The 25,101-nt window shown below is 28.3% G+C and carries 26 protein-coding genes; 8 read left to right on the forward strand and 18 right to left on the reverse strand.

What is annotated here, in order from left to right; translation table 11 throughout:
* The 4 genes from KGF46_RS10280 to KGF46_RS10295 all read left to right on the forward strand — a co-directional run.
* On the forward strand, nt 1-604 hold a 604-nt coding region (locus tag KGF46_RS10280; protein WP_413927281.1), incomplete at its 5' end, for an ABC transporter permease.
* Entirely contained in the window at nt 591-1,346 is a 756-nt protein-coding gene (locus KGF46_RS10285) for an ATP-binding cassette domain-containing protein (protein WP_227840084.1), read from the forward strand. The genes KGF46_RS10280 and KGF46_RS10285, both read left to right, overlap by 14 nt.
* Nucleotides 1,347-1,499: 153 nt before the next feature.
* Nucleotides 1,500-2,522 carry a CD0873 family tyrosine ABC transporter substrate-binding lipoprotein gene (locus KGF46_RS10290; protein WP_227830167.1) on the forward strand — a complete coding sequence of 341 codons (1,023 nt, stop codon included), beginning with the start codon at nt 1,500-1,502 and terminating at the stop codon, nt 2,520-2,522.
* 32 nt (nt 2,523-2,554) lie between these two features.
* A complete protein-coding gene (locus KGF46_RS10295; protein ID WP_227861962.1) occupies nt 2,555-3,571 on the forward strand; it encodes an ABC transporter substrate-binding protein in 1,017 nt (338 codons plus the stop codon).
* A gap of 186 nt (nt 3,572-3,757) precedes the next feature.
* Here the strand turns inward: KGF46_RS10295 and KGF46_RS10300 are convergent, their stop codons facing one another.
* From KGF46_RS10300 to modA, 4 genes are all read right to left on the reverse strand, one after another.
* Nucleotides 3,758-4,315, reverse strand: coding sequence for a sugar O-acetyltransferase (locus KGF46_RS10300; RefSeq protein WP_227843000.1), 558 nt, complete (start codon nt 4,313-4,315; stop codon nt 3,758-3,760).
* A 5-nt stretch (nt 4,316-4,320) separates the two neighbouring features.
* Entirely contained in the window at nt 4,321-5,397 is a 1,077-nt protein-coding gene (locus KGF46_RS10305) for a sulfate/molybdate ABC transporter ATP-binding protein (protein ID WP_227830164.1), read from the reverse strand.
* Nucleotides 5,398-6,081, reverse strand: coding sequence for a molybdate ABC transporter permease subunit (gene modB / locus KGF46_RS10310; RefSeq protein WP_227843001.1), 684 nt, complete (start codon nt 6,079-6,081; stop codon nt 5,398-5,400).
* Nucleotides 6,082-6,229: 148 nt separating this feature from the next.
* Nucleotides 6,230-7,042, reverse strand: a complete 813-nt coding sequence (modA, locus tag KGF46_RS10315) for a molybdate ABC transporter substrate-binding protein (RefSeq protein ID WP_227830162.1) — start codon at nt 7,040-7,042, stop codon at nt 6,230-6,232.
* 192 nt (nt 7,043-7,234) lie between these two features.
* On the opposite strand from modA, the gene KGF46_RS10320 reads away from it, so the two are divergent.
* Nucleotides 7,235-8,164: a helix-turn-helix transcriptional regulator gene (locus KGF46_RS10320; RefSeq protein WP_227830161.1), complete on the forward strand. Its 930-nt coding sequence runs from the start codon at nt 7,235-7,237 to the stop codon at nt 8,162-8,164.
* 160 nt (nt 8,165-8,324) lie between these two features.
* On the opposite strand, the gene KGF46_RS10325 is transcribed toward KGF46_RS10320, so the two are convergent.
* The 8 genes from KGF46_RS10325 to KGF46_RS10360 all read right to left on the reverse strand — a co-directional run bounded on the left by KGF46_RS10325 (nt 8,325) and on the right by KGF46_RS10360 (nt 17,008).
* A complete protein-coding gene (locus KGF46_RS10325) occupies nt 8,325-8,774 on the reverse strand; it encodes a hypothetical protein (RefSeq protein ID WP_227843002.1) in 450 nt (149 codons plus the stop codon).
* Nucleotides 8,775-9,057: 283 nt separating this feature from the next.
* Nucleotides 9,058-9,978, reverse strand: coding sequence for an alpha/beta hydrolase (locus KGF46_RS10330; protein WP_227861963.1), 921 nt, complete (start codon nt 9,976-9,978; stop codon nt 9,058-9,060).
* Nucleotides 9,979-10,218: 240 nt separating this feature from the next.
* A complete protein-coding gene (locus tag KGF46_RS10335; protein ID WP_227830158.1) occupies nt 10,219-11,073 on the reverse strand; it encodes a protein-ADP-ribose hydrolase in 855 nt (284 codons plus the stop codon).
* A 333-nt stretch (nt 11,074-11,406) separates the two neighbouring features.
* Entirely contained in the window at nt 11,407-12,351 is a 945-nt protein-coding gene (locus tag KGF46_RS10340) for an ATP-binding cassette domain-containing protein (RefSeq protein WP_227830157.1), read from the reverse strand.
* Nucleotides 12,344-13,369, reverse strand: a complete 1,026-nt coding sequence (locus KGF46_RS10345) for an ABC transporter ATP-binding protein (RefSeq protein ID WP_227856655.1) — start codon at nt 13,367-13,369, stop codon at nt 12,344-12,346. The genes KGF46_RS10340 and KGF46_RS10345 overlap by 8 nt, the downstream gene beginning before the upstream one ends.
* Nucleotides 13,370-13,442: 73 nt before the next feature.
* Nucleotides 13,443-15,011 carry an ABC transporter substrate-binding protein gene (locus KGF46_RS10350; RefSeq protein ID WP_227861964.1) on the reverse strand — a complete coding sequence of 523 codons (1,569 nt, stop codon included), beginning with the start codon at nt 15,009-15,011 and terminating at the stop codon, nt 13,443-13,445.
* A gap of 115 nt (nt 15,012-15,126) precedes the next feature.
* Nucleotides 15,127-16,038, reverse strand: a complete 912-nt coding sequence (locus KGF46_RS10355; RefSeq protein WP_227861965.1) for an ABC transporter permease — start codon at nt 16,036-16,038, stop codon at nt 15,127-15,129.
* Nucleotides 16,022-17,008, reverse strand: coding sequence for an ABC transporter permease (locus tag KGF46_RS10360; protein WP_227840096.1), 987 nt, complete (start codon nt 17,006-17,008; stop codon nt 16,022-16,024). Before KGF46_RS10360 ends, KGF46_RS10355 begins: the two co-directional genes overlap by 17 nt.
* 349 nt (nt 17,009-17,357) lie before the next feature.
* Here KGF46_RS10360 and KGF46_RS10365 point away from each other — a divergent pair, with 349 nt between their 5' ends.
* On the forward strand, nt 17,358-17,792 hold the full coding sequence (locus KGF46_RS10365) for a MarR family winged helix-turn-helix transcriptional regulator (protein WP_255287880.1): 435 nt from the start codon (nt 17,358-17,360) through the stop codon (nt 17,790-17,792).
* Nucleotides 17,793-17,794: 2 nt separating this feature from the next.
* A complete protein-coding gene (locus KGF46_RS10370; RefSeq protein WP_227840097.1) occupies nt 17,795-18,193 on the forward strand; it encodes an HsmA family protein in 399 nt (132 codons plus the stop codon).
* 120 nt (nt 18,194-18,313) lie between these two features.
* On the opposite strand, the gene KGF46_RS10375 is transcribed toward KGF46_RS10370, so the two are convergent.
* From KGF46_RS10375 to KGF46_RS10395, 5 genes are all read right to left on the reverse strand, one after another.
* Nucleotides 18,314-18,538, reverse strand: coding sequence for a NifU family protein (locus KGF46_RS10375; protein ID WP_227840098.1), 225 nt, complete (start codon nt 18,536-18,538; stop codon nt 18,314-18,316).
* A 35-nt stretch (nt 18,539-18,573) separates the two neighbouring features.
* Nucleotides 18,574-19,941, reverse strand: coding sequence for a M20 family metallopeptidase (locus KGF46_RS10380; protein WP_227840099.1), 1,368 nt, complete (start codon nt 19,939-19,941; stop codon nt 18,574-18,576).
* Nucleotides 19,942-20,023: 82 nt separating this feature from the next.
* Nucleotides 20,024-21,538: a DUF6179 domain-containing protein gene (locus KGF46_RS10385; RefSeq protein WP_227840100.1), complete on the reverse strand. Its 1,515-nt coding sequence runs from the start codon at nt 21,536-21,538 to the stop codon at nt 20,024-20,026.
* A 23-nt stretch (nt 21,539-21,561) separates the two neighbouring features.
* Nucleotides 21,562-21,996: a DUF6323 family protein gene (locus KGF46_RS10390; RefSeq protein WP_227840101.1), complete on the reverse strand. Its 435-nt coding sequence runs from the start codon at nt 21,994-21,996 to the stop codon at nt 21,562-21,564.
* 250 nt (nt 21,997-22,246) lie between these two features.
* A complete protein-coding gene (locus KGF46_RS10395) occupies nt 22,247-23,158 on the reverse strand; it encodes a recombination protein NinG (protein ID WP_227830147.1) in 912 nt (303 codons plus the stop codon).
* A gap of 303 nt (nt 23,159-23,461) precedes the next feature.
* Between KGF46_RS10395 and KGF46_RS10400 the strand changes: the two genes are divergently transcribed.
* Nucleotides 23,462-23,815: a GIY-YIG nuclease family protein gene (locus KGF46_RS10400; RefSeq protein ID WP_227840102.1), complete on the forward strand. Its 354-nt coding sequence runs from the start codon at nt 23,462-23,464 to the stop codon at nt 23,813-23,815.
* A gap of 335 nt (nt 23,816-24,150) precedes the next feature.
* Here KGF46_RS10400 and KGF46_RS10405 read toward each other — a convergent pair whose 3' ends face one another.
* The gene (locus tag KGF46_RS10405) at nt 24,151-25,089 is read right to left on the reverse strand and encodes a cell wall-binding repeat-containing protein (RefSeq protein ID WP_227840103.1); all 939 of its coding nucleotides are present in this window, start codon (nt 25,087-25,089) and stop codon (nt 24,151-24,153) included.
* Nucleotides 25,090-25,101: the final 12 nt, after the last annotated feature.

The raw sequence follows: 25,101 nt of genomic DNA on the forward strand, positions 1-25,101 counted from the left end.
CTTAAGAATAATGGGAAAATCAAATATCCCACTATTTAGTTTTAAACATTTATTCAATGGAGAAATATCTCCTATAGCTTTAGCTTTAGTATTTGTATTTATCTGTAAAGTGCTTTTAGATTTATTCTTAAAGACAGGTCTTGGATACACTCTAAAAGGTGTTGGTGACAACTCTCAAATGATTAAATCTTTGGGTATAAATATCGGTTCTATAAAAATATTAGGACTTATGATTTCAAATGGACTTATAGCTTTATCTGGTAGTTTGATGGCTCAATTCTTAGGATTTTCAGATGTAAATATGGGTATTGGAACTTTAGTACTTGGAATTGCTTCTATCATAATTGGTATTACATTATTTAAGAAATTCACTTTTATTAAAGATACTACTGCAATAATTGTTGGCTCTTTCATATACCAATTCACTATATACTTTGCAATGAGTTTAGGTATGCTATCAACTGATTTAAAACTGATAACTGCCATAGTTATAATAGCTTTCTTAGCTACTGGTAACTTAAATATCTCACTAAAAAAAAACAAGTGCAAAGCTAGTACCAAAAATAAATCTGAAAAAAGAGGTGTTATAGATGTTACAAATTAAAAATCTTTCAAAGAGTTTCCCAAATCCATACGGTCAACCTAATACTATATTTGAAAATTTATCAATTGACATAGAAGATGGTGAATTTGTAAGTATCATAGGTAGTAATGGAACTGGTAAATCCACTTTATTAAATATAATATCGGGTCTTATAAAAGAATCTTCTGGTCAAGTATTATTAAATAAACACAATCTATCTAATTTAGCTGAACATAGAAGAACTCAAATAGTAAGTAGAGTTTTTCAAGACCCAAGTTTAGGAACTTGTCCTTCTATGACAGTTAGAGAAAACTTATCCTTGGCTCTTAATAAAGGTAAGTTATTGAATCTAAAAAAATGTCTTCGTTATAAAAGAGATTTTCTAGAAAATTTATTAGAAGGAGTTTCTCTGGATTTAAAAAAATACCTAGACGTACAAGTACAATTTTTATCAGGAGGTCAAAGACAATCACTTTCACTAATTATGTCATGCTTAACAAGCCCTTCAGTTTTATTACTTGATGAACATACAGCGGCACTTGACCCAAAGACATCAAATGAAGTAATTGAATTAACTGATAAGATTGTAAGAGAAAAAAATATAACTACCCTTATGGTAACTCACAACTTAAAGCATGCTCTTCAGTATGGAGATAGATTGATAATGCTCCATAAAGGTGAAGTTGTCTTAGATGTAAAGGGAAAAGAAAAAGAAAAATTAACAGTTGAAGAAATATTAGAAAAATTTGAATATGCAGTTTAAAAGTATCTATTATGATAATTTAATTTTAGCTTAGTTACAAATTAGTTTATTTATAAAATAATTTTAAAGTCATAATATTTTTAGCAATACTACAACAATTCATATGAATATATGAACATATATAACAATAAAACTTTTGAGGGGGATATAAAAATGATTAATAAAAAAAGATTGGTAAGTTTAATTTTAGCTGGTGCTCTTGGAGTATCTATGCTTACAGGATGTTCACAAGGTGGAGACTCTGGCAATTCTAAACAAGAAAATAGCTCTAAAGATAAAGAAGTGAAAAAAATTGGTATAACTCAATTGGTTGAACATCCAGCCTTAGATGCTACTAAAACAGGATTTGTAAAAGCCTTAGAAAAAAATGGATTTAAAGATGGAGAAAATATTGATATAGATTTCCAAAATGCTCAAAATGATATGCCTACTACACAAAGTATTGCAAGTAAATTTGCATCTGATAAAAAGGATTTAATATTTGCCATATCTACTCCATCTGCTCAAGCAGCGTACAATGCAACTAAGGATATACCTATACTTATAACTGCTGTCAGTGACCCTGTTGCTGCTGGCTTAGTTAAATCAATTGAAAAACCAGGTGGAAATGTATCTGGAACATCAGATTTCGTTTCTGTGGAAAAAGGCTTAGAACTTCTTAAAATATTTGCTCCTAAGGCAAAAACTATAGGAGTTATGTACAATACTAGTGAAGTTAATTCAAAAGTTCAAGTGGATGCTTTAAAAGAATATGCTTCTAAAAATGGTTTTAAAGTTGTTGAAAAAGGGATAACTACTTCAAATGAAGTCAATCAGGGAATTTCTAGTTTAGTTGGTAAGATAGATGTTTTATATGTTCCTACTGACAACTTAGTAGCTTCTTCTATGCCTATAGTTTCTAAAATAGCTACTGAAAATAAGATTCCAGTTATAGCAGCTGAATCTGGTCCAGTTGAAAAAGGTGCTCTTGCTTGTCAAGGTATAAACTATGAAAAACTTGGTTACAAAACAGGTGAGATGGCTGTTAAAATTTTAAATGGTGAATCAGTTTCTGATATGCCTGTAGCTACATCAGATGATACAGATATCATTGTTAATGAAGATATATTAAAAGCTTTAGGTATGGAAAAACCTTCTAATGAAAATATTTCTTATGTAAAAACTAAACAAGAATAAATATAATAGATTTTTATGAGGGAGTGGTCAAAATGAAGTCCAGTAAGTTGATAAATTTAATTTTAATTGGTGTTCTTAGTGTATCCACCATTACAGGTTGTTCTAAAAATAATGAGGATGATTCAAATAAATCATCTGATAAAAATAATGAAATTAAAAAAATTGGTATTACTCAATTGGTTGAGCATCAAGCTTTAGATGCATCTAGAGAAGGATTCATTAAAGCTCTAGAAGATAATGGATTTAAAGATGGTAAAAATATAGAAATAGATTATCAAAATGCTCAAAATGATATGCCTACTACACAAACTATAGCTAGTAAATTTGTTTCTGATAAAAAAGATTTGATATTTGCTATATCTACTCCATCTGCTCAGGCAGCATACAATGCTACTAAAGATATACCTATACTTATAACTGCTGTAACTGACCCTGTTTCTGCTGGATTTGCAGATTCTTTAGATAAACCAGGTAAAAATGTTTCTGGAACTTCCAATTTTACACCTATTGATAAGAGTTTAAAGGCTCTTGATATACTCATCCCACAAGCAAAGACTATAGGTGTTATATATAATACTAGCGAGGTAAATTCTAAAGTTCAAGTTGATAACTTGAAGAAATATGCAAATGATAAAGGCCTTAAAATTGTTGAAAAAGGAATTAGTTCTTCTAGTGAAATAAATCAAGCTGCTTCTAGTTTAATGGGTAATGTAGATGTTATTTACGCTCCTACAGATAATTTACTTGCATCTTCTATGCCTATAGTTTCTCAACTTGCTACTAAAAACAAAATACCTATAATAGCTGCAGAAGAGGGTATGCTAAAAGGTGGAGCATTGGCTTGCCAAGGTATAGATTATGAAAAATTAGGTTATAAGACTGGTGAGATGGCTGTTAAGATTCTAAAAGGAGAATCTAAAGTTTCAGATATGCCTATAACAAGTTTAGAAGAAACTAATTTAATTATTAATGAAGATACTCTAAAGGCACTTTCTATAGATAAACCTTCTGACGAGAATATAGTTTATATTAAAACTGAAAATAAATAATTTGGCTACTCTAATTAATATAAAATATTAAAACAAAGTAAAATTCAATGAGATTTTTGTATACAATCAATATGCCTGTTTCTATGAGTTTTTCAAGACATAAAACAGGCATATATTTTTACTTTTAATACATTATTTATTTAAAGATAGTATGTAAATACTCTTAACTTATTTATATAAATAAGCTTATTTTTCTATTTTCTTTATTACTCTACATGGATTTCCAACTGCTATAGTATTTGATGGTATATCTTTTGTAACCACACTTCCTGCACCTATTACCACATTATCACCTATAGTAACTCCTGGAGTTATAATTGCTCCTCCACCTATCCATGCATTATGCCCTATCTTTACAGGTGAGCCATACTCTATTCCTGAAATTCTAAGCTGTGCATCAATTGGATGATAAGCTGTATAAATTTGAACATTTGGAGCTAACATTACATTATCACCGATTTCAATTTTACATACATCTAAAAAAATACAGTCATAATTTGCAAAAAAATTTTCACCTACATATATATTATATCCATAGTCACACTTTATGCTTTGTTCCACATTTATTTTATTACCAACTGAACCAAATAGTTGTCTTAAAATATCTGCTCTCTTTTCATACTCATCTTCCAAAGTATTATTAAATAATCTAGTTAATTTTCTACAATACTCTCTCTCTTTTACTAACAATTCATCACTTGCATAGTAACCTTGACCTGACAACATTTTTTCTTTTTCAGTCATATAATTTACTCCTTTTCGTTGTAATTGTACTTAAAGCAAAATAAATATTCCTGTGGAAAATCTAAATAAATGCTGTCTCCCTTCTCAAATCTCATTTTGTTTTTTTCTAATTCTATTTGAATAGGCATACTTTCACTAGATAAATTATGGTTTCTAGCATATATAGTATATGTAAATGGATTTTCTATGATGTTAATTAATTGAAAACATAACTTGCCATCTAAATTTTCACTAGAATCTAAAACCTTAATATGATGCTCTCTGATTCCCACATATTCTATATTATCACCTATGTTTCCAGTTAATGTCAACTTGCATCCCCAATCTGTGGCGTAAATAGTATTTTCATCTATTCTATTTAATCGAGATATATTTTTACATCCTGTTATTTTTGCTTCTATAAGATATTTTGGAAACTCAAATAGTTCTTTTTTAGGTCTTTTGGGAAGACCTTCTCCTTTATTATAAACCATAATATCATCACAAACTCGGTAAGCTTCTTCAATATCATGAGTAACAAACAATATATCTCCCTTATAATCTTTTAACATGTTCATAAGTTCTTTTTCCATATTACTCCTCAAATGATGGTCTAATGCAGAAAAAGGTTCATCTAAAAGTAGTATATCTGGAGATGTAGCTAATGCTCTAGCTAGTGCCACTCTTTGTTGTTGCCCGCCAGATAATTGCCAAGGATATCTCCCCTCAAATCCATTTAATTTAAGTATTTCTAAATATTTCATTATTATTTCCTTTTTTTCATCTTTACTTAACTTCGAAAGACCAAGTTCGATATTTTGGCTTACAGTCATATGTGGAAATAATGCATAATTTTGAAATAAAAAACCAACGTTTCTTTCTTGTGTTGATAAATTTATCTTTTTTTCAGAATCAAACAACACTCTTTCATTTAATATAATCTTACCTCTTGTAGGTTTTTCAAGTCCTGCTATACATTTTAATGTCATACTTTTTCCAGAACCAGATTCACCTAAAAATCCTAAAATTCCTTTTTCCTGTTCAATTTTTACTTTTAATTTAAAAGAGGATAAATCTTTTTCAATATCTACATATAAACTCAACTATCTACACCTCTTTCCTATTATTTTCTGCTGGAATTCCGACCAATAATTTAATAATAAAATCATTGCTATAGATATTGCTACAATAATCATAACCCACATCATAGCTTTATTCATATCTCCACCTTCAACTGCAAAAAATATAGCGATTGGCATCGTTTGAGTTTTTCCAGGTATATTTCCAGCTATCATAAGTGTAGCACCAAATTCTCCAAGTGCTCTGGCAAACGACAACACAAGTCCACCTATTATCCCAGGCCAAGCTAATGGTACTGCAATCTTTAAAAAAACTTTCCATTCATTAAGACCTAAGGTTCTAGCAGCAGACAACATATTGTTATCAATTTGTTCAAAAGCTGACCTTGAGGTTCTATACATCATAGGAAAAGATACTACTACTGCTGAGATTACAGTTGCTGTCCAGCTAAATATTAAGGTTTTATCAAAATTCAGTAAAAATTTACCTACAAAGCCATTTTTCCCACATAACAACAATAAAAAGAATCCAACAACTGTGGGTGGCAAAATTAATGGAAGTGTAAATATACCATCTATAAAACCTTTCCACTTACCTCTATAGTTAGCCATAATATATGACACAAATATTCCTATTATAAAAGTTATTATCGTTGACAAAAAAGCTGTCTTAAGTGATATCCATAAAGGTGACCAATCTGTCCCCATTTTTTCCCTCCTTAATTTAAATGGAAATAGTGAAATTAATAAATCTATTAATTTCACTATTTCCATTTTATTATAATATACAATTATTTTCAATTTTCATTTATCTATATACAATTTCTTTTTAATTATATATAAATTATTTTTAAACTTATTCTACTTTTTTATATCCAAATTCCTCAAAAATCTTTTGTCCTGCATCACTTAATAGAAATTCTTCAAATTTCTTAGCAGCATCTGCATTTTTACTAGCTTCAATTACTGCAACTGGATATGTAATAGGTGAATGAGTTTTTTCATCTGTTTTTTCAACTACTTTTATTTTATCATTATTAACAGTATCACTAAAGTAAACGAATCCAACATCTGCATTTCCTGATTGTACCCATGCTAAAACTTCTTTTACATCTTTTGCAAACACTAATTTATCTTTCAATGTATCTTTTAAATTTAAATTAGTTAATACTTCATCTGCATATTTACCTGCTGGAACACTTTCAGCTTCTCCAACTGCAATTTTCTTTACTTTATCTGTAGTTAAGTCTTTCATACTAGATACATCGCTACCAGCAGAAGAAATAAGAACTAAATCATTTTTAACTAAATCTTTCATAGTATCAGAAACCAATAACTTTTCTTCATCTAAAGCTTTCATTTGTTTTTGGCCTGCTGAAATAAATAAATCACATGGTGCACCTTGTTCTATTTGTTGTTGAAGCGAACCTGATGCTCCATAGTTAACTGTAAGTTTTACATTGGAATCAACTTTTTTGTATTCTTCTTCAATTTTTGCCATTGCTTCTTTTAAACTTGCTGCAGCTGATATGTTTAATTCTACTGCCTCACTACTTTTACTTGTTTGTTCTTCTTTTCCATCATCTTTTGGACTTTCTTTACTACTACATCCAACTGTCCCCAAAGTTAAACATGCAACTAGTCCTAATATTCCCAATATTTTTTTCATAATACTCTCCCTTTTTGTAAATTTGATACATATTTTAATTCGTTTTATCATGTTTTATCATGTTTTGTTATGTATAACTTAATTATATATACCTGCTAATAAATTTTCAAGTAAATTATTTATATTACTTTTAAATATTTTTCTACATTTTTCTTTTTTTAATGTTAAAATAACCTTATATGGAGGTGGATTATGGACTCATTATCATCTTTGACACCTGTTGAAGTAGCTGAACTATTAAAAATAACAAAAAATACTGTATATGAATTAATCAAAAGAGGTGAGCTTCCTTCTTACAAAGTAGGTAAAAAAATAAGAGTTGATATTAAAGATGTTGAAGAATATATCAACAATCAGAAAACTAGTAAAATTAAAGATACACATTTTAACAATAAAAATATAGATATTGATAATAATTCTAAAATTATTATTTCTGGTCAAGATGTAATATTAGATATTTTAGCTAGGTCTGTTGAAAAAAAATTAGATAGAGTAAATACATTTCGCTCTTATATAGGCAGTTATAATGCTCTATATGAATTGTATAATGGCAGGGTTTCTATAGCATCATCCCATCTATGGGATTTTGAAACAGATGAATACAATAGTACTTTTGTTAAAAAACTGTTACCAGGAATCCCATGTGTACTTATAAATCTAGCTTATAGAATGCAAGGTTTTTACGTTGCTAAAGGAAATCCTAAGGAAATAAAAAATTGGAAGGATTTAACCAGACCAAATATAACACTTGTAAATCGAGAAAAAGGGGCTGGAACTAGAGTTTTGCTTGATGGCAAACTTAGACTTTTAAATTTTAATGGCACTGATATAAATGGTTATTATAATGAAGAATTATCACATTTAGGCGTAGCAAGCAAGGTTTCTCGTGGTATAGCTGATGTTGGATTGGGCAATGAAAAAGCTGCTCTACAAGTAAACAATATTGACTTTATTCCTCTTCACAAGGAACGCTATGATTTGGTCATAAAAAAAGAAGACTTAAAAAACCCTGTCTACCAAACTATAATTAGTATAATTAATTCAGCTGAATTTAAGGCTGAACTTCAGGGTCTTGGTGGATATGATTTGATTGACACAGGTAAAGTCATAGCAGAAGTTTAAAAATAAAAATCGCAATCTATTTTTACAAGACTTATAAATTAATAGTAAGGTAAATTGCGATTTTTATGTATATCAAAAAACTTAACCTATCAAAGAAACCTATACTATTCGTCTTAATAGTCATATATAGAATTCAATACACTAAACAGTTAAATATATATTAATATATATTTACATAATAGTATTTTTCCTTAATGTAGATTAACGCGTTATGTGTTTTAAATATGAATAATTCTCCTCTCTTGTATACATGTGGTAAAATAAATGAGTTTAATAGGTTATATACAAAGTTGCTTTCTTCTTGTATTTTCTCAACTAATAAATTATTAATAAAATTATCTTTTTCATTTTCAATAACTTCACTCCAATTTATTTTAATTTTTAATGTGTATCTTCCTACTAAGTATACACATTCTGCAACAAATAATAACAATACTATATAGTCGGCTCCTCCTGGTTGATATAAACTTCCTGATACTAAGGGTTTAGCAAAAAAGTTATAAAAATTTAAAGTATCTCCTGTATAATCAAAAAATATCAATAGTAATCCCAAAACTCTTAATGCTCTCACATTCAACATGCCTTTTTCTTTATTATTTTTGTTTTTCATATATACTACCTCTCTTTTCGTTAGATTTTGTTATATATAATACTAACTCTTTTATTTGAGGTATAAGTGAATTTAATTGGTAGTTATTTTCATTTTCATAATCAATTAATTCATATTAAACATTTATATTTAATATGAAAAAGGGACTGTCTCAAAATAGAGATAAGCCTCTTTGTCATTGTTGAAATGATGAAAATATAGTTGATTTCATACAAAAAAGAGTGCCTCATGAACTAAAAAGTTCATTTTGAGACACCCCCTTGAAATATACAACTAATTTCTATTAATTAATAATACTACTATCTATAAACTTGAAAATTCTATTGAAATATGTTCTACTATCAGAGTCATATCCAGCGACATGTTCAACACCTTCTATAAGCCATAGCTCTTTTTTATTATGTTTGACTAAGTCATACATTGTTTGGCTATTTTGATAATTACAAACAGTGTCTTTTGTTCCATGTATAAATAGTATAGGAACATTACTCTTTTCGATTGCCTTATATGGCTCTACATCACTATACCAAAATCCAGATTTAAATTTATTATACAAATCTCCACATGCTACTACATAATTTACTAATATATTTGGTATATGTTTTTCTATTACTCCCATTCTAATGGCATCCTTCATTTCAGAATATGGAGAATCTAATATATAAAAATCGACCTCTTGACTTTCTGAATTTATAGCTGTATGCATAGTAGCCGTTCCTGCACCCATAGAAAATCCATGGATTCCCAATTCACCATCTGGGAATTTATTTTTTACAAACTTAACCATACTATCTAAATCATATCTCTCATAAAGACCAAATGTGAAATTATCGCCTCCACTGTTACCAGTATTTCTTTGATTGTAAATCAATACATTATAACCTTTATCTAAGTATTCATATGCTATTTTTAACATTTCATAGTGACTACTTCCAATTCCATGAACAACTATAATAGTATTTTTTGTTTTTATATTTGAATTTATAAAAAGACTTTCCAGTTTGTAATTATTAGAACTTTGTATCATTAACTCCTCTGTCTTGTAGTTTTTTAATTTATCTAATGGTTTATCTTTTCTCTCAGAAAATACTTTTACTACATCCTCTTTTTTTATTAACTGTTCTGAGCCAACTGAGCTATCGTACACCAATTTTCCAAATATGTACGATATGATTAATAGTATTAACAGAAATACAACTGACACAACTATTACCTTATTTGTTAAACTAATATAATTTTTAAAACTATTTTTCATATTTATTTACCATTTAATTTTCCTATATTGTGTTTTTTAAAAGTAATACAATCACTACTTATACTACTCTTATGATTTCTATTATACCTATTAATCTACTAAAATTACAAATTATATTTTTTTAATCATTAATATTTATAAGCTATTACCTCATCTAATAAATATTACTATATACTTTATTGACAAGTACTATCTAAATATTCTTCTATATTTTTCTTCTTCCTCTTCTGTGAATACATTAAATACAACTTTTAAATTTTTCTCATGATTTTCTTTTAACCACAATCTCACCCTATTTACAGCAAGATTAGCTGCTTCTTTTTTTGGATATCCAAATACCCCTGTAGAAATACCACAAAAAACGATATTCTTTATTTCATCAATTTCTCTTATAGTATTTAGAGATGATTTGTAGCAATGTAGTAATTGTTTTTCCTGTTCTTTACTTGGCTGACCACCAGATACAATAGGTCCAACAGTGTGTACTACAAATTTTGCAGGTAGACAATAACCTCTAGTTATTTTAGCATCTCCTGTATATTCTAAATGTCCTTGTTTTTTTATTATTTTGTCACAATCTTCTCTAAGTCTAGGACCTGCACATGAATGTATCTCATTATCTACACATAAATGTAATGGTTGCAGGCATCCCAATAACTTATTATTTGCAGCATTTACTATTGCATCTGCTTTTAAATTAGTTATATTGCCTCTCCATATAGCAATACCTTCCTCTACTTCTTCTATATCATTTACATCTACTAACTCTCTTTCTTCACATTCAATTAACAATAAATTATGTAACATACTCAGTATCTCTGGAGCAATTTCTTTTGGTGGATATACATTAAGAAGTCCTCTAAGTATATCTCTAGGCTTGATTTCATCATTTGATAAATTGTATATTTTAGAAGGAACTTCTTTTGAAAAATATGCAATTAAAGTGTTTATATTTTTCTTTTTTTGTTCGTCAGTTAGAGGTTTGATACTTCTATCAAAATCCTCAAATAAGTTTACATCATCAGCATAATCTCTCCACTTCATAGCTATCTCTCCATTCTTGTATTTTAGAATTATAAAAAATAATTATGTATTATGTACATACTTATTTATTTCTATAAACACTTACATAAATCCTGTTAAAAGTGTAAATTTTTTAATATTAATATATTTAAAGACAAAATATAGAACTATTTTAAGTATTTTATAGAACCCTTTATAGAAATAATATGCTACTTGCTAACACTTTAAACATAAAATTTTTAAATATAATAATTAAAGGCGAAAGTTTCTAAAACTGACACTTTTACACATAAATTTATATACATAAAAACCACTCTAAATCTATATACTCTCTTACCTAGAGTGGTTTTTACACTAAACAACTTTTAAATTTTGTTGGTATTTATCTATATCTGATTTAGAAGCATATACAAAATGACCATCTGAAACCTCAATCCAACTTGATAACTCATCATTTGAACAATTATACATACTAGAATTATATTCCACTCTATTTCTTAGCTTAGCATATCTTGGGTCAGGAATAGGAATTGCAGAAAGTAAAGACTTTGTATATGGATGAATAGGATTATTATACAACTCTTCTGAATCCGCTAATTCTACTAATTTTCCATTATGCATAACTCCTATACGGTCACTAATATGTCTCACCATAGATAAATCATGCGCTATAAACAAACAAGTTAAGTTTTTTTCTTGCTGTAATTTTTTAAATAAATTTACTATTTGTGCTTGTATAGATACATCTAAAGAAGCTATAGGTTCATCAGCTATTATAAACTCTGGGTCTACTGAAAGAGCTCGAGCTATACCAATACGTTGTCTTTGTCCACCCGAAAAGTCAGAAGGATACTTATTTGCATAGCTTCTATCAAGCCCAACTAAATTTAACATCTCATAGACTTTATCCAGTCTTTCTGCTTTATTTTTACAGACACCCTGAATTTTAAGTGGCTCTGAAATTATATCTCCAATTGTCATACGAGGATTTAATGATGAAGTAGAATCTTGAAAAATAATCTGCATACTTTTATTTACATCTTTTTTTACAAATTTATATGCTTTTTTATCTGAGATACAATTTCCCTTATAAATTACCTCTCCACCAGTAGGCTCATGTAACTTTATTATAGTTTTACCAGTTGTAGATTTTCCCGAACCAGATTCTCCTACTAAACCAAATATCTCTCCTTTATATATATCAAAACTTATATCATCAACTGCTTTTACAGTAGTACTTTTATCCAAATGAAAATATTGTTTTAAATTTTTTATTTCTAGTAATTTTTCTTTATTCATTAGAAATCACCCTTCCACCATTTACCCTAACTGGTATATTTATTTTAGGTGCATCTGGATGCAATAACCAAGTTGCTGCACTGTGTGTATCATTAATTTTAAACATTGGTGGCTCCTTTTCATAATCTATCCTAAGAGCATTTTTATTTCTTACTGCAAATGCATCCCCCTTTGGAGGATTTAATAAATTTGGAGGCATTCCAGGTATATTATACAAATACTCTTCTTGTGAATCTAAAGTAGGTAATGAACCTAATAATCCCCAAGTATATGGATGTCTAGGGTCATAAAATATATCTTCTACTGTTCCTATTTCTACAATCTTACCTGCATACATAACTGCTATCCTATCAGCCATAGTTGCAACTACACCTAAATCATGAGTTATAAATATTATTGATAAACCTATTTTATCTTGTAGTTCTTTTATTAAGTCAATTATCTGAGCTTGTATAGTCACATCCAAGGCTGTTGTAGGCTCATCAGCAATTAATACTTCTGGATTACAAGCCAGTGCTATAGCAATTACTATACGTTGCCTCATTCCTCCTGAAAAATGATGCGGAAATTGTTTAAATCTTTTTTCAGGATTATCTATCCCAACTAATTCAATAAGTTCTATAGCTCTTTTTTTAGCTTCACTTTTACTTATGCCTTGATGGATTACTATAGCTTCAGTTATTTGCTTTCCTATTGATATGGTTGGATTCAAAGATGTCATAGGGTCTTGAAATATCATTGATATATCTCTTCCTCTAATCTTTTCCATTTCTTTCTCAGATTTTTTAACTAAGTCCTTTGATTTAAGTAGAACCTCTCCACCTTTGATATATCCATTATATGGAAGTATCTTCATCAAACTTTTACACAATACAGATTTTCCACAACCAGATTCTCCTACTATAGCTAGTGTTTCACCCTTCTTTAGAGTAAAAGACACATCTCTCACAGCTTGTACTTCACCTTCTTCAATTTTAAAGCTTACAGATAGATTATTAACCTCCAATAAATGTTCCAAAAACCATCAACCCCTATGCTATTCAAACCTTAGGGATATATTTTATCCCTAAGGTTTCTAATTAATCTAACTATTATTCTATTGTCCAATCAGCTATGTTCCAGAATATACCTACACCATGATGACCTAAAACTGTATCAGGTGTTAAACCTTTTATATTTGGTTTTCCAACATATATGGCATCTATATAAGCAATAAATGTGTATGGCATATCTTTAGTCATCTCTACTTGGAATTGTTTATATAACTTTAATTTTTCATCTTTATTTTCTGTTTCTCTTGCTTGTTGAAGTATTTTATCTATAGTAGGATTAGAATAAGCATTATAGTTTGCACCTTTATCTGTTCCAAATACTTTATATGTATGGTCATCTGGGTCAAATGGACTTCCCCAACCGATTAAATGTGCATCTTGATTAGCCCAATCTGTTTCAGTTACAACTACAGCTTTAGCATCAACACCTATTTCTTTTAACTGCTGTGCACATATTTTAGCCATATCAACTCTAACTTGGTCACTTTCACCAGCTGTTATTTCAAAAGCTAATTTAGTACCTTCTTTTTCATATATTCCATCAGAACCTAATTTCCAACCTAATTTCTCAATTTCTTGCTTAGCTTTTTCTGGATTATACTCAAATTTCTCTATATCAGGATTATTATATGGTCCCATTTGTAAAGGTGAATATGCTGGTACACCATGTCCCAATAATACACTATCAACTATTGCTTTTCTATCTATTGCATAACTTAAAGCATTTGGTAATCCTTTAGTCTTTTCATCTTTAAAGAATTTAGAATTGAAGTTATATAGTATCCCTCTATAATCTGCAGTTTTCATTATATTTACTTTAAAATTCTTTTCGTCTTTCTCAAAATTAGACATATCTTTAGGAGTTACTTGTGCTAAATCTAATTCGCCTGATTTTAATTGCATTGCTTTAGCTTTGTCATCTGGTACAATCTTAAATACTACTTTATCTAGACCTGGCTCTTTTACAAAATAATCACTATTTTTAACAAGTGTTATACTTTGACCTTTATCCCATTTTTCAAGTTTAAATGGTCCAGTACCTATTGGTTTTTGATTAAATCCATCAGTAGCTATATCCTTACCTTCTAATGCATGTTTTGGTAATATTCCAACTGTTAGATAATCAAGCATTGCTGTATTTGGTGCTTTTAAAGTAATTTTTATAGTAGTATCATTAACTACATCAATTTTTGTTATATCTTCATAATTTGATGCTATTTCAGAAGCATTGTCTGGATTCATTATAGTTTCCATTGTGAATTTAACATCATTTGCTGTAAACTTCTCTCCATCATGCCATTTAACATCATCTCTTAAATTAAACGTATATGTATTTGTTGCTTCATCAAATTTCCAATCTTTTGCTAGACAAGGAACTACTTTATTATTTTCATCATGAGCTGTTAATCCATTAAATATCAATGAATTTATTTCTCCATGTTCATATAGTGCCGGATTTATACTTGTATAGTCATTACTTCCATAAACAAGCACTTTACCATCGTTAGGTTTATCTGTTTTTTTGTCCCCATTTCCTGCACTAGAACAGCCTGCCATTAGACTAAGTATCATTACTAGACTTAAAACTTTTAATTTCTTTAATTTCATGATGCTCCCCCTTTTGCCTTTAATAATAAATATTTTTTAAAGCTTTGACCCCATTTATTTAAATAGATATTTCAAATACCTTAGTATTTGCTTATTTAACACTTGAAACGCTGATTTATAAATTACTTGATTTTTTATTATTGCTCTTTCTTATATAATTACCAATATTAGTTATACAAACCAATGTAGTAACTAAAAATATACCTGGAATTAGGATAACCCACCATCTATTTGAAAGCAGTGCTTCCTCTGATAAAGATAGCATACTTCCCCAAGAAACAATTTCTATTGGCAAACCAATTCCTAAAAAACTCAGTGTTGATTCAGTTCCAATAGCTGCACCTATATTTGTTACTACCATAAACATTATTGATGCAACAAAATTTGGAAGTAAGTGCTGTTTTAATATATAGAAAAATCCTCCACCCATACTTTTAGCTGCTAGTATGTACTCACTATTTCTTATTTGTCTAACTTCAGTCCTTACAATTTTAGATATATTCATCCAGCTTGTTATCCCTATTACGATGGACATAGATATTGGATTTGAATTCCCAAGTATCGCTTGTACAAATATTATAATTAATATTGATGGTATACTAAGTATGATTTCTGTAAATCTCATCATTGCATCATCTACAAGTTCAGATGCTGAACCACTTATGCTACCATAAACAATTCCTATGATAGTTGATATTATTGTCGAAAATATTCCTATAAATAAAGATATTTTTCCTCCATACCATATCATAGAATATATATCTCTTCCCATTGAATCTGTTCCAAAGAAAAAATCTTTACTTGGAGCTAAATTAGAACTTACTAAATCCATATATGTTGGCTCATGTGTCATTATCAAAGATGAAAATACACTTCCAATAACTATAATGGATAAAATGATGATTGATATATATGGTAACTGTTTAAATTTTTCAAACAGAGTTTTTTTTATTTCTATTTGTTCGTCTTCTACTATTGAAATATAATTTTCTCCTACAATCTCAAAATCACTACATTGCAGCTTCATTGTTATCACCTCTATCGTACTTCATTCTAGGGTCTATTTTATTGTTTATAATTTGAGCTAGCATATTTCCAAATACTACTAAAGCCCCTGTTATTAGACATAAAACTAATAACATATTATAATCGTGATACTTTGCACTCTCAAAGCAAAGAGTTCCTAACCCAGGATAAGAAAAAACCTTTTCAACTACATAAGTTCCTCCTAATATGTGAGGTATTGAAATAGCCATAATGCTTATATAGGATGGCATTATATTTCTCAGGCAATGCTTAAAAACAATGGTTCTATTGTTTAAACCTTTTGCTTTACATAGCAATACATAATCTTCCCTTATTTCTTCTAGCAATTTATTTCTTATCATATATGTGTAATACCATAAATGGCTCAATATAAGTACTGTAAGAGGTAATATTAAATGAGATATCCTACTTGATATACTAGATTCCTCTCCCATTGAATAAGCTCCACTACTTGGAAGTATACTTAAATTTATACTGAATATAAGTATAAGAACTAAAGCAACCCAGAATGATGGAATACAGTTGGTTATTGTTCCTAGTTTACATATAATCCTATCTATGAGCTTGTCTTCATGCAATGTACAAAAGATTCCAAGAAGTAATGCTAGCACAAAGGTAAGTATATATCCTGACCCACCTAATATGATAGTGTTTATATAAACATCATTTATAACAGAAGTAACATTTTGCTTATATTTAAATGAAATTCCAAATTCGCCTCTTGATGCATCTGAAATCCATTTTATATATTGACTGTATATTGGTTCGTTTAGACCAAGTTTTTTCATAGCATTTTCTTTCTCTTGAGTACTCATTCTTTCTACACCATCTCCATAGTAAGAAATTAATGGGTCTCCTGGAGCAAGTCTTGCCATATAAAAAACTACAAAAGATAATAAAAACATTACTAAAATAAACTGCAACAACTTTTTAACTATATCCTTTAACAAACCTCTATTCCCCCTTTGTTGCAATAAAAAAAACCACCAAAAGCAAGCGTCAATCGACGTTTAAACCTTCGTGGTTTTATTATCATTAAATAAAAATTAAATTTTAAATATTTATCTATAAACCAATTTTAGCATCATTTATGTTGTGTGTAAACAAACTTTTGAAAAATTGTTAAAATTTCATCAAATTGTTTTATTTTTACCTAAAATTAAATTTTTATGATGTTACGAATCTCTTATTTTATATAATTATTAAGTTTTTTATTATATAATTATTGGTTTTATATTGACTATTTATTAAAACTATATTATATTAGTTTCTATGCAAACTATCTAAGAGGTGATTTTATTGAAAACTAATTATGATTGTTTTAGAATAGCTATGCTTCTCAAAGAACTCTATTCTAAAACAATGTACACAGTGGAAGAAAATTTTAAAGAAAATGGATTGACACATCAACAGATTATAGTTATAAAACTAATAGCTCATAATCAAGAGCTAACAATATCACAACTATGCGATGAGATGTCTTTAGCTAAAGGAACTGTATCAGGTATAGTCAGTAGGTTAGAACAAATTGGCTATGTAGAAAAGTTCAAAAAATATGATGATAAGAGAAATACATATGTTAAATTTACAGAAGATGGACTTGAATTTGCCACAAATTTTAAAAGTAAAATGCAAGAAAGCTTTGATGATATTTTTAAAAATTGTGATGAAAAAGAATTAAATGAATTAGTAAAAAATCTTAGAAATATATTAGCAAAAATAAAGGAGAGATAATTATGAATTTTAAATTAATACTTGCAATAGTGTTTATAACATCAGCTTTAATTTTTTATACTATAGGTGTATTTGGAGAGAGAAAAGCTAAAATTTTAAAAAAGAAACATGTAATTATATTTTGGCTTGGTTTAATATTTGATACTTTAGGAACATTTACAATGAGTAATATAGCTAATAGCCACTCTTTTGAAGTAAAATCTGTATTGTCCCAAAATCTTCATAGTATAACAGGTCTCCTAGCAATTGTGCTTATGCTTTTTCATGCAGGATGGGCTACTTTTGTTTTGTATAAGGATGATGAAGATAAGAAAAAATTCTTCCATAAGTTTAGTATAGTTGTATGGACTATCTGGTTAATTCCATACTTTATAGGTATGTTTATTGGTATGGCTGGATAATAAGTAAAAAAAGTGTGTAAGAAAATGAATATACACTTACACACTTTTTCATATCTATCTATAATGTTTTACTTACTCTTTTACACAACTTCATAAATCCTTATGTATAATTTAAATTTATTAAACACCTAATACTTGAGTTACTCCTGGAACTTCGCTTACCAAAACATTTTCAATAATAGCTTTTATTGTCATAGTTGCTCCTGGACATCCACTACAAGCACCTTGTAATCTAACTAAAACTACTCCATTCTCATTTACATCTATAAGCTCTACATCTCCACCATCTCTTTGTAATACAGGTTTTATCTTTTGTTCAAGCACTTTTTCAACTTGTTCTCTCATAGTTATTCCCCCCAGAAATATTTTTATTACCAAGATTATACCAATGGTTTAAATTTTTGTCCATCTAATGATTTTTTAAATTCTATATTTGCCTCATCAATAACCTTAGTATTCATAAATACATCATAAGCACTACAAGCCAATACCTTAGCTGAATTTATCATAGCTGAAAATCCTATACTTGAACCAGCTGATGCACATGACTGCCATGTATGGCTTGCCACACCAACAGGCCATGCTGCCATTGCAAATTGAGCTACTGGTATCACATAACTTACATCTCCTACATCAGTAGAGCCAGCTAATCCTTTACCTTCTGCTCCATCAGCTATACCATGATGTATATAACTGTCCATAATAGATTTATCATCTTGGAATGCTGTAGCTACACCTAGTCTCTCTTCCTTAGTAAGAGTAGCACATAATTTTTTTGCAAATTCTTCTTCTTCAGGAGTAGTTTTAGGAGGACCAACAAGAATCATATTATTGTATACTAAATCAGTTAAACACTGATTTGGTATATAATCATAAATCCCATCAGTAATTACATACTCCATTTCAGTCTCTGTCATCATAGCTGCTCCTTGTGCCACTTTTATTAGCCTGTCAAGAACATGCTCTGCATCCTTTGCTTTTTTACCTCTTATAAAATACCAACTTTCTGCAAAACCAGGAACTACATTAGGTCTTCCCCCACCATTAGTTATAACATAATGCATTCTTATAGAGTCAATTACATGTTCTCTTAAATAATTTGCTCCTACATTCATAAGTTCAACAGCATCCAATGCACTTCTACCATTATGAGGGGCTTGAGCTGCATGTGCTGTTATTCCCTTAAACTTAAATCTAGCAGATAAATTTGCCAGACTTCCACCTCTCCATGTGGCATTTATATCAAAAGGATGCCATGTAAATGCGCAATCTACATTATCAAAACATCCATTTACACACATTACAGTCTTTCCTCCACCTTCTTCTTCAGCAGGGCAACCGAAATACTTTATTGTTCCATTAAATTTACTTTTTTCCATTAGTTCTTTAATAGAAACGACTGCTCCTACACCTGCTACACCCAATAAATTATGACCACATCCATGTCCAGATTCTCCCTCTACCAATGGATTTTTTTCTGTACTCACAGATTGTGATAGTTCTGGCAAAGCATCATATTCGCCAAGTATTCCAATTACTGGCTTCCCTTCTCCAAAACTTGCTATAAATCCAGTAGGTAAATTGTCTACTTCTTCAATTTCAAATCCTTTTGACTTTAGATATTCCTTTTGAATACTGCTTGCATACTTTTCTTCAAAAGCTAATTCTGGATTTTCCCATATTTTTTTAGATAAATCAATTAATTCTTCTCTTATCTCCTCAATATTATTTATAATATATTCTTTCATAATCTCCTCCACAGATATGTATTTTTGATATGCTTTACAAATTATATTATATACTAACATTCTATTTATTCACAATTTTTTGTTAATTAATTTGATTTATATATTCTTCTATACAATGTATTTTTTCCTTATTTTGTCTCTTCATAAATTCAATGTACTCTCTTTTCCATAGTGTAGTTTCACTATTTTTATTTAATAAGAATTCCAATAAATTAATTTCTTCCATTCTCATATCTTCATAAAATACTACACTTCCCAGTATTGCCAATTCAAATTCACTTAATGAAGCAAATAGCATTAGATAATCATCCCCAAATAAGCACTCAGATTCAAGAATATCAATAAAGTCTTTTTTTGCATTGATGTTTTCCTTTATTATTTTTATTTTTTCAATTATAGAAGTACTCTCTAGTACAGCATTGAATATCGCTCTAAATGAATCATCATCTAATTTATTTTCATCATCAACAATATACTTTTCTAAAGGTTCACTTTCATTCTTACTTACAGTTATCATACTTTTAAAAGTGCCACTTTTTATTGAACTTAGTACAGACTCAATAAATATCTTCTCATATGCTTTTATGTATTTTATCATGGCTTCATCTTCTATATTTAATCTTTCTATCAATACATCAATTGCTTCTTCAAGCAATAAAACTATTTTTTCATTTATTGTACTTTGTTTATCGAGTTCTTCAGAATCATTAAAATCAAAACTATTATTTTCTTCAATAAATTCAACTACATTATTTTCCTCATATACCTTAATTTCACCTTCAAAGATATGATTGTAGATGTTTCTAAATTGTTTTTCTAAAAATTCATATTCATATTCTGAAATTTTCAAATTAGTTGATTCATTGCCTAAAATTGTAGAGAAAATAGAGTTATTTATAATAAGTTCAAATAAGTTTATAAGTATAACATCACAATCTATTTTATAAGTTATTCCATAATCATAAAATAATTTTTCTCTATCTTTCTTTTTAAATAAATTACAAAATCTATTTTCTATATCTATACTCTCAATATAATTTTTTACATAATAAATTCCTTGAATATCCATATCATCTAATGCCAATGGATAATCTATACTCACTGGAATATCATAGGCTTCAAATTTTATACTATAGTTTTTAAAGAAACCAGACAATTCCATTAAAGTATCATTATATGCTATTGAGTTAGTATATAATTTTCTACTTTTCATTAGTTCATAAAATTTTTCTAACTCAAGTAAATCATATTCAAGAATTTTAATGCCTTCTAAATATATATTCTTAATATTTTTAGACGTCAATCCTACAATTCTTTTTTCTATATTTTCAAGTTTACTTACATATGCATCAATAGCATACCAAATTGAAAGCAATAATTTTTCAGCAACTTCAGTCTTTACTGATGTACTTTGACCATTTGTATATTTTTTAATTAAATTTATAAGAATTAAGGATATTTCCTGTTGTATGTTATATACTTCTCTCTCATTTATTACTTTACAATCCATACATTCTTTAAGTAGAGATATTGCATATTGATTTTTTATTAGATTATTTTCGTTTATATTGATGTTGGTTAGATTATTATTTGACATAGTAAGTTTCCCCTCTCATTAGATTAAACTTCTCCAAATTTAAACTTTTTTGCAAATTCCTCTGCTTCCCCTCTTACATTATCCATATTCCCTGTAAATTTTTCATAAAGTTCATCAAGTATTTCTATAATTTCATCATCACAAATTTTATCATCTGTTTCATTTTTTAAGTAATAAAAGATTTCTTGCATATCATTAATAGTCTCTAAATAATCATCCATATTTGTAAACTGTGATGTATATATATTTTCTATTAATTTTTTTGTAACTTTTATCTCCAATTCTATTCTTCCATATCCCTTTAAAGTATCATTTCTTGAAGTTATTATATCTTTTACATCCTCCTCTGAAAGTACTAGACCATAACACTTAGATTCTTTATTAGTTTCAAGCAATTCATTTCTTTCTATTTCCTTTAAATTTTGATGCATAGAACTCAAAATAATAGGTGATATCATTTTAAAATTCTCCTTTTCCATTTTTCTATTGACTTTTAACTTATTTTATGATATATTTAAATTAGTATATATATCAACTCACAAAACTACTTATAATAGTATTATTATAAGTAGTTTTTGTCAACTCAAAATTACTATTTTAATTAAATTTTTCAATAAAAAAATATATCATTACTCAGATATATTTTTTATAACTATTTATTCATTTAATAGTTATTTATAATTAAAATCTAAACAATGATATATTAATTTACTTATCTTTTTTAGCTCTACTTCTGCTTTTCTTTACATTTGAGCAATTTCTACAGGAAGGTGAACAGTATTGAGATTTAGAATTTGTAGGTATATAAATCTTTCCACAATACTTACATTTATTTAAAGATGCAGGTTCACTTGTAATTGCAAATGCATATATAGTTTCAATAGCTGTTTTTAAAGAATTAAATTCCCATGCAATAGTGGGTTTATCTAATTGACTTATAGAAAATCCTATCTTTTGAGGGTTAAACCCTCCAGACATAATAGTCACACTTTCAGTTAATAAGTTAGACATATTTTTATAGACACAAATTTGATTAAAATGTCTACACATATCCTTAGCAAAATTTACAATCCAATCCAATTGTTCTGTATAAAACCTTGAAAATACTAAATCCAAAATCAGTGGTCTTTTTCCAAAAAACTTAGGTGATTCCTCTCGTTTTGATACATCTATACCTCGTTTATATTTTTTAAAGTATACATCTTCATCACTTGCAAATGGGATAAACATATTTACATACTCATCAGTATTCAATATATTCTCTTTTGTAATATAATTCTTTTCAATCATCAGTACTCTTTCTTCACCAACAATATCTCTATTATATACACTTGAATAAATCAATCCTAACAATCCATATTTCTTTACAAATTCAAGTACTTCTTTTTTTAATCTCATTTCTTTAGTTTCTTTTGATATATCTTGTAATGCTTCTTGCCCTATGCGAATTATATCTACTATAATTTCATCTGCAACATCAAATGGATTGTACATAGTAAATACAGCATCTTCTGTTGGTACTATATACAGTTCATCTTCTTCAGTAATTTTATATTCATAATCACTATAGCGAATCCAATCACTAGCAAAATTTCCAATTAATTCTATATTTTTATTCATATTAATAATTTCCTCCCTTTCATAATAATAATTCCCTTTCAATGTAATAGTTAATATTTATTTACTATTACATTTTTAGTTTATTCTATAATTTTCATCATGTCAACTCTTCTTTTTAATTTTATATAACATTAAATCATATAATAACTCTAATTAGCCTAAATATTAATACTAAGCAATAGTAAAATTATAATTAATTTTATCAAAATCTATTTACATTTCTAATTAATATCTTTATAATAATATGTAATATATAAATAATTTTACATATTACATATTATTATAAAGAGAGGTACTCAGAAAATGGATAGAAAACGTGAATTAAAACAACTATACAGGGAAATGAAATTTGACATTGGTGTATTTATGATAAAAAGTGATATTACTAAAAAGATTTATCTTGGAAAAAGCAATGATATAAAAAGCAAGTTTAACTCCCTCAAATTTCAACTTTGTGCTGGGTCATGTATGGTAAGAGATTTAAATAATGATTGGAAAAAATATGGAGAAAAAGCATTTACATTTGAAATTTTAGAACTTATAAAACATGATGATAATAAAACTGAAAAAGATTACTTAGAAGAATTAGATATTTTAGAAATGGTTTGGTTAGAAAAGCTAAAAGAAGATAACTCTTATGAGATTTATTCTTTATAAAAAATACGCATCATATCTTCTTTTTTGATGTGAACATGATAGGATGGAATTGTCATACAATTTTGTGTATGACTCCATTCATCTTGTCATTTATGAGGATAATTGATTCTTATATATGAATAGCTCATGCATTATTTTTTAACATATACAGTTCAATTTTAGTATATAACTTTGATACATAATTTTAATAAAAAAAATCTTCTAATTGATTTTTGTCATAAAATCAACTAGAAGATTTATATAGTTTAATATTTATACACTATATATCACTAAAATATAAGCATTATACTTACTTTTACTATATATTATGTATTCATTTTACTGATAACATTCTATTATTTTGTAGCTTCTAAACATTGCTCTATAACATTCTTATCATTTATACCTATTGCAGTGACTTTATTAGCATTATTTAATACACTCTTATCACTTTTATCTGAAACTAAAACAACAGGAGCGTTTTTAGCCATTGGTGAAGCAACTAAAGCATAAACTAAATCATCTCCACTTGCCACATAAAACTCTTTTGTTTCATTATAAAACTTCTTAATTACATTCTTATTAGTTTCATATCTATCACTACCATCAATTCTTGTTGCTCTATATCTACTTACTATATAATCACTTAGTGCAGATTTTCCTCCAACAGCATATACTGGAACAGGTGAAACACCAAACCATGGGTCTAAATCTGTATCTTCTTCTGCTGAAGCTATATCTTTTGTCAATAAAATAGGAGCACCATCTCTATACGCAACAGATGCAACACTCACTGCGTCAGCTTCATCTTTAAATCCATTTACTAAAAACGTCTTATCACTGCTTTTTATCTTTTCTATTTCAGCTGCAATTTTATAACTTGTATCTACTCTATCTACTCCATCAATTCTTATGACCTGCATTCTTCTCATAAGTAGCATTTTTTCTACATCTTTACTTATAGTATTTTCGCCACCTATTACATATATCTTAGTAACTCTATTAAGCCTTTGTAAAGTGGCTTCTGGTATATCATCCTTATTAGTTAATAAAATTGCTGCATTATTTACCCCTGCAAGACCACTAGCAGAAATACCATCTACCATCGTAGAATCAGAATTGATAAGTACAGCTGTTGTATAATCTTGCTTATCTGCAATAATACCAGCTGTTTCATATTTATCTGTTCCCTGGATATTTTCGATTTTATCTAGTGCATTTGCTGATGTTGGAAAACTAACACTTAATAATAATGCTGAAATACCTAATGCTAATATTCTTTTACTAAACTTCATAAATTACCTCCC

The organism is Clostridioides sp. ZZV14-6153, assembly GCF_020657855.1.
Taxonomy (GTDB): domain Bacteria; phylum Bacillota; class Clostridia; order Peptostreptococcales; family Peptostreptococcaceae; genus Clostridioides.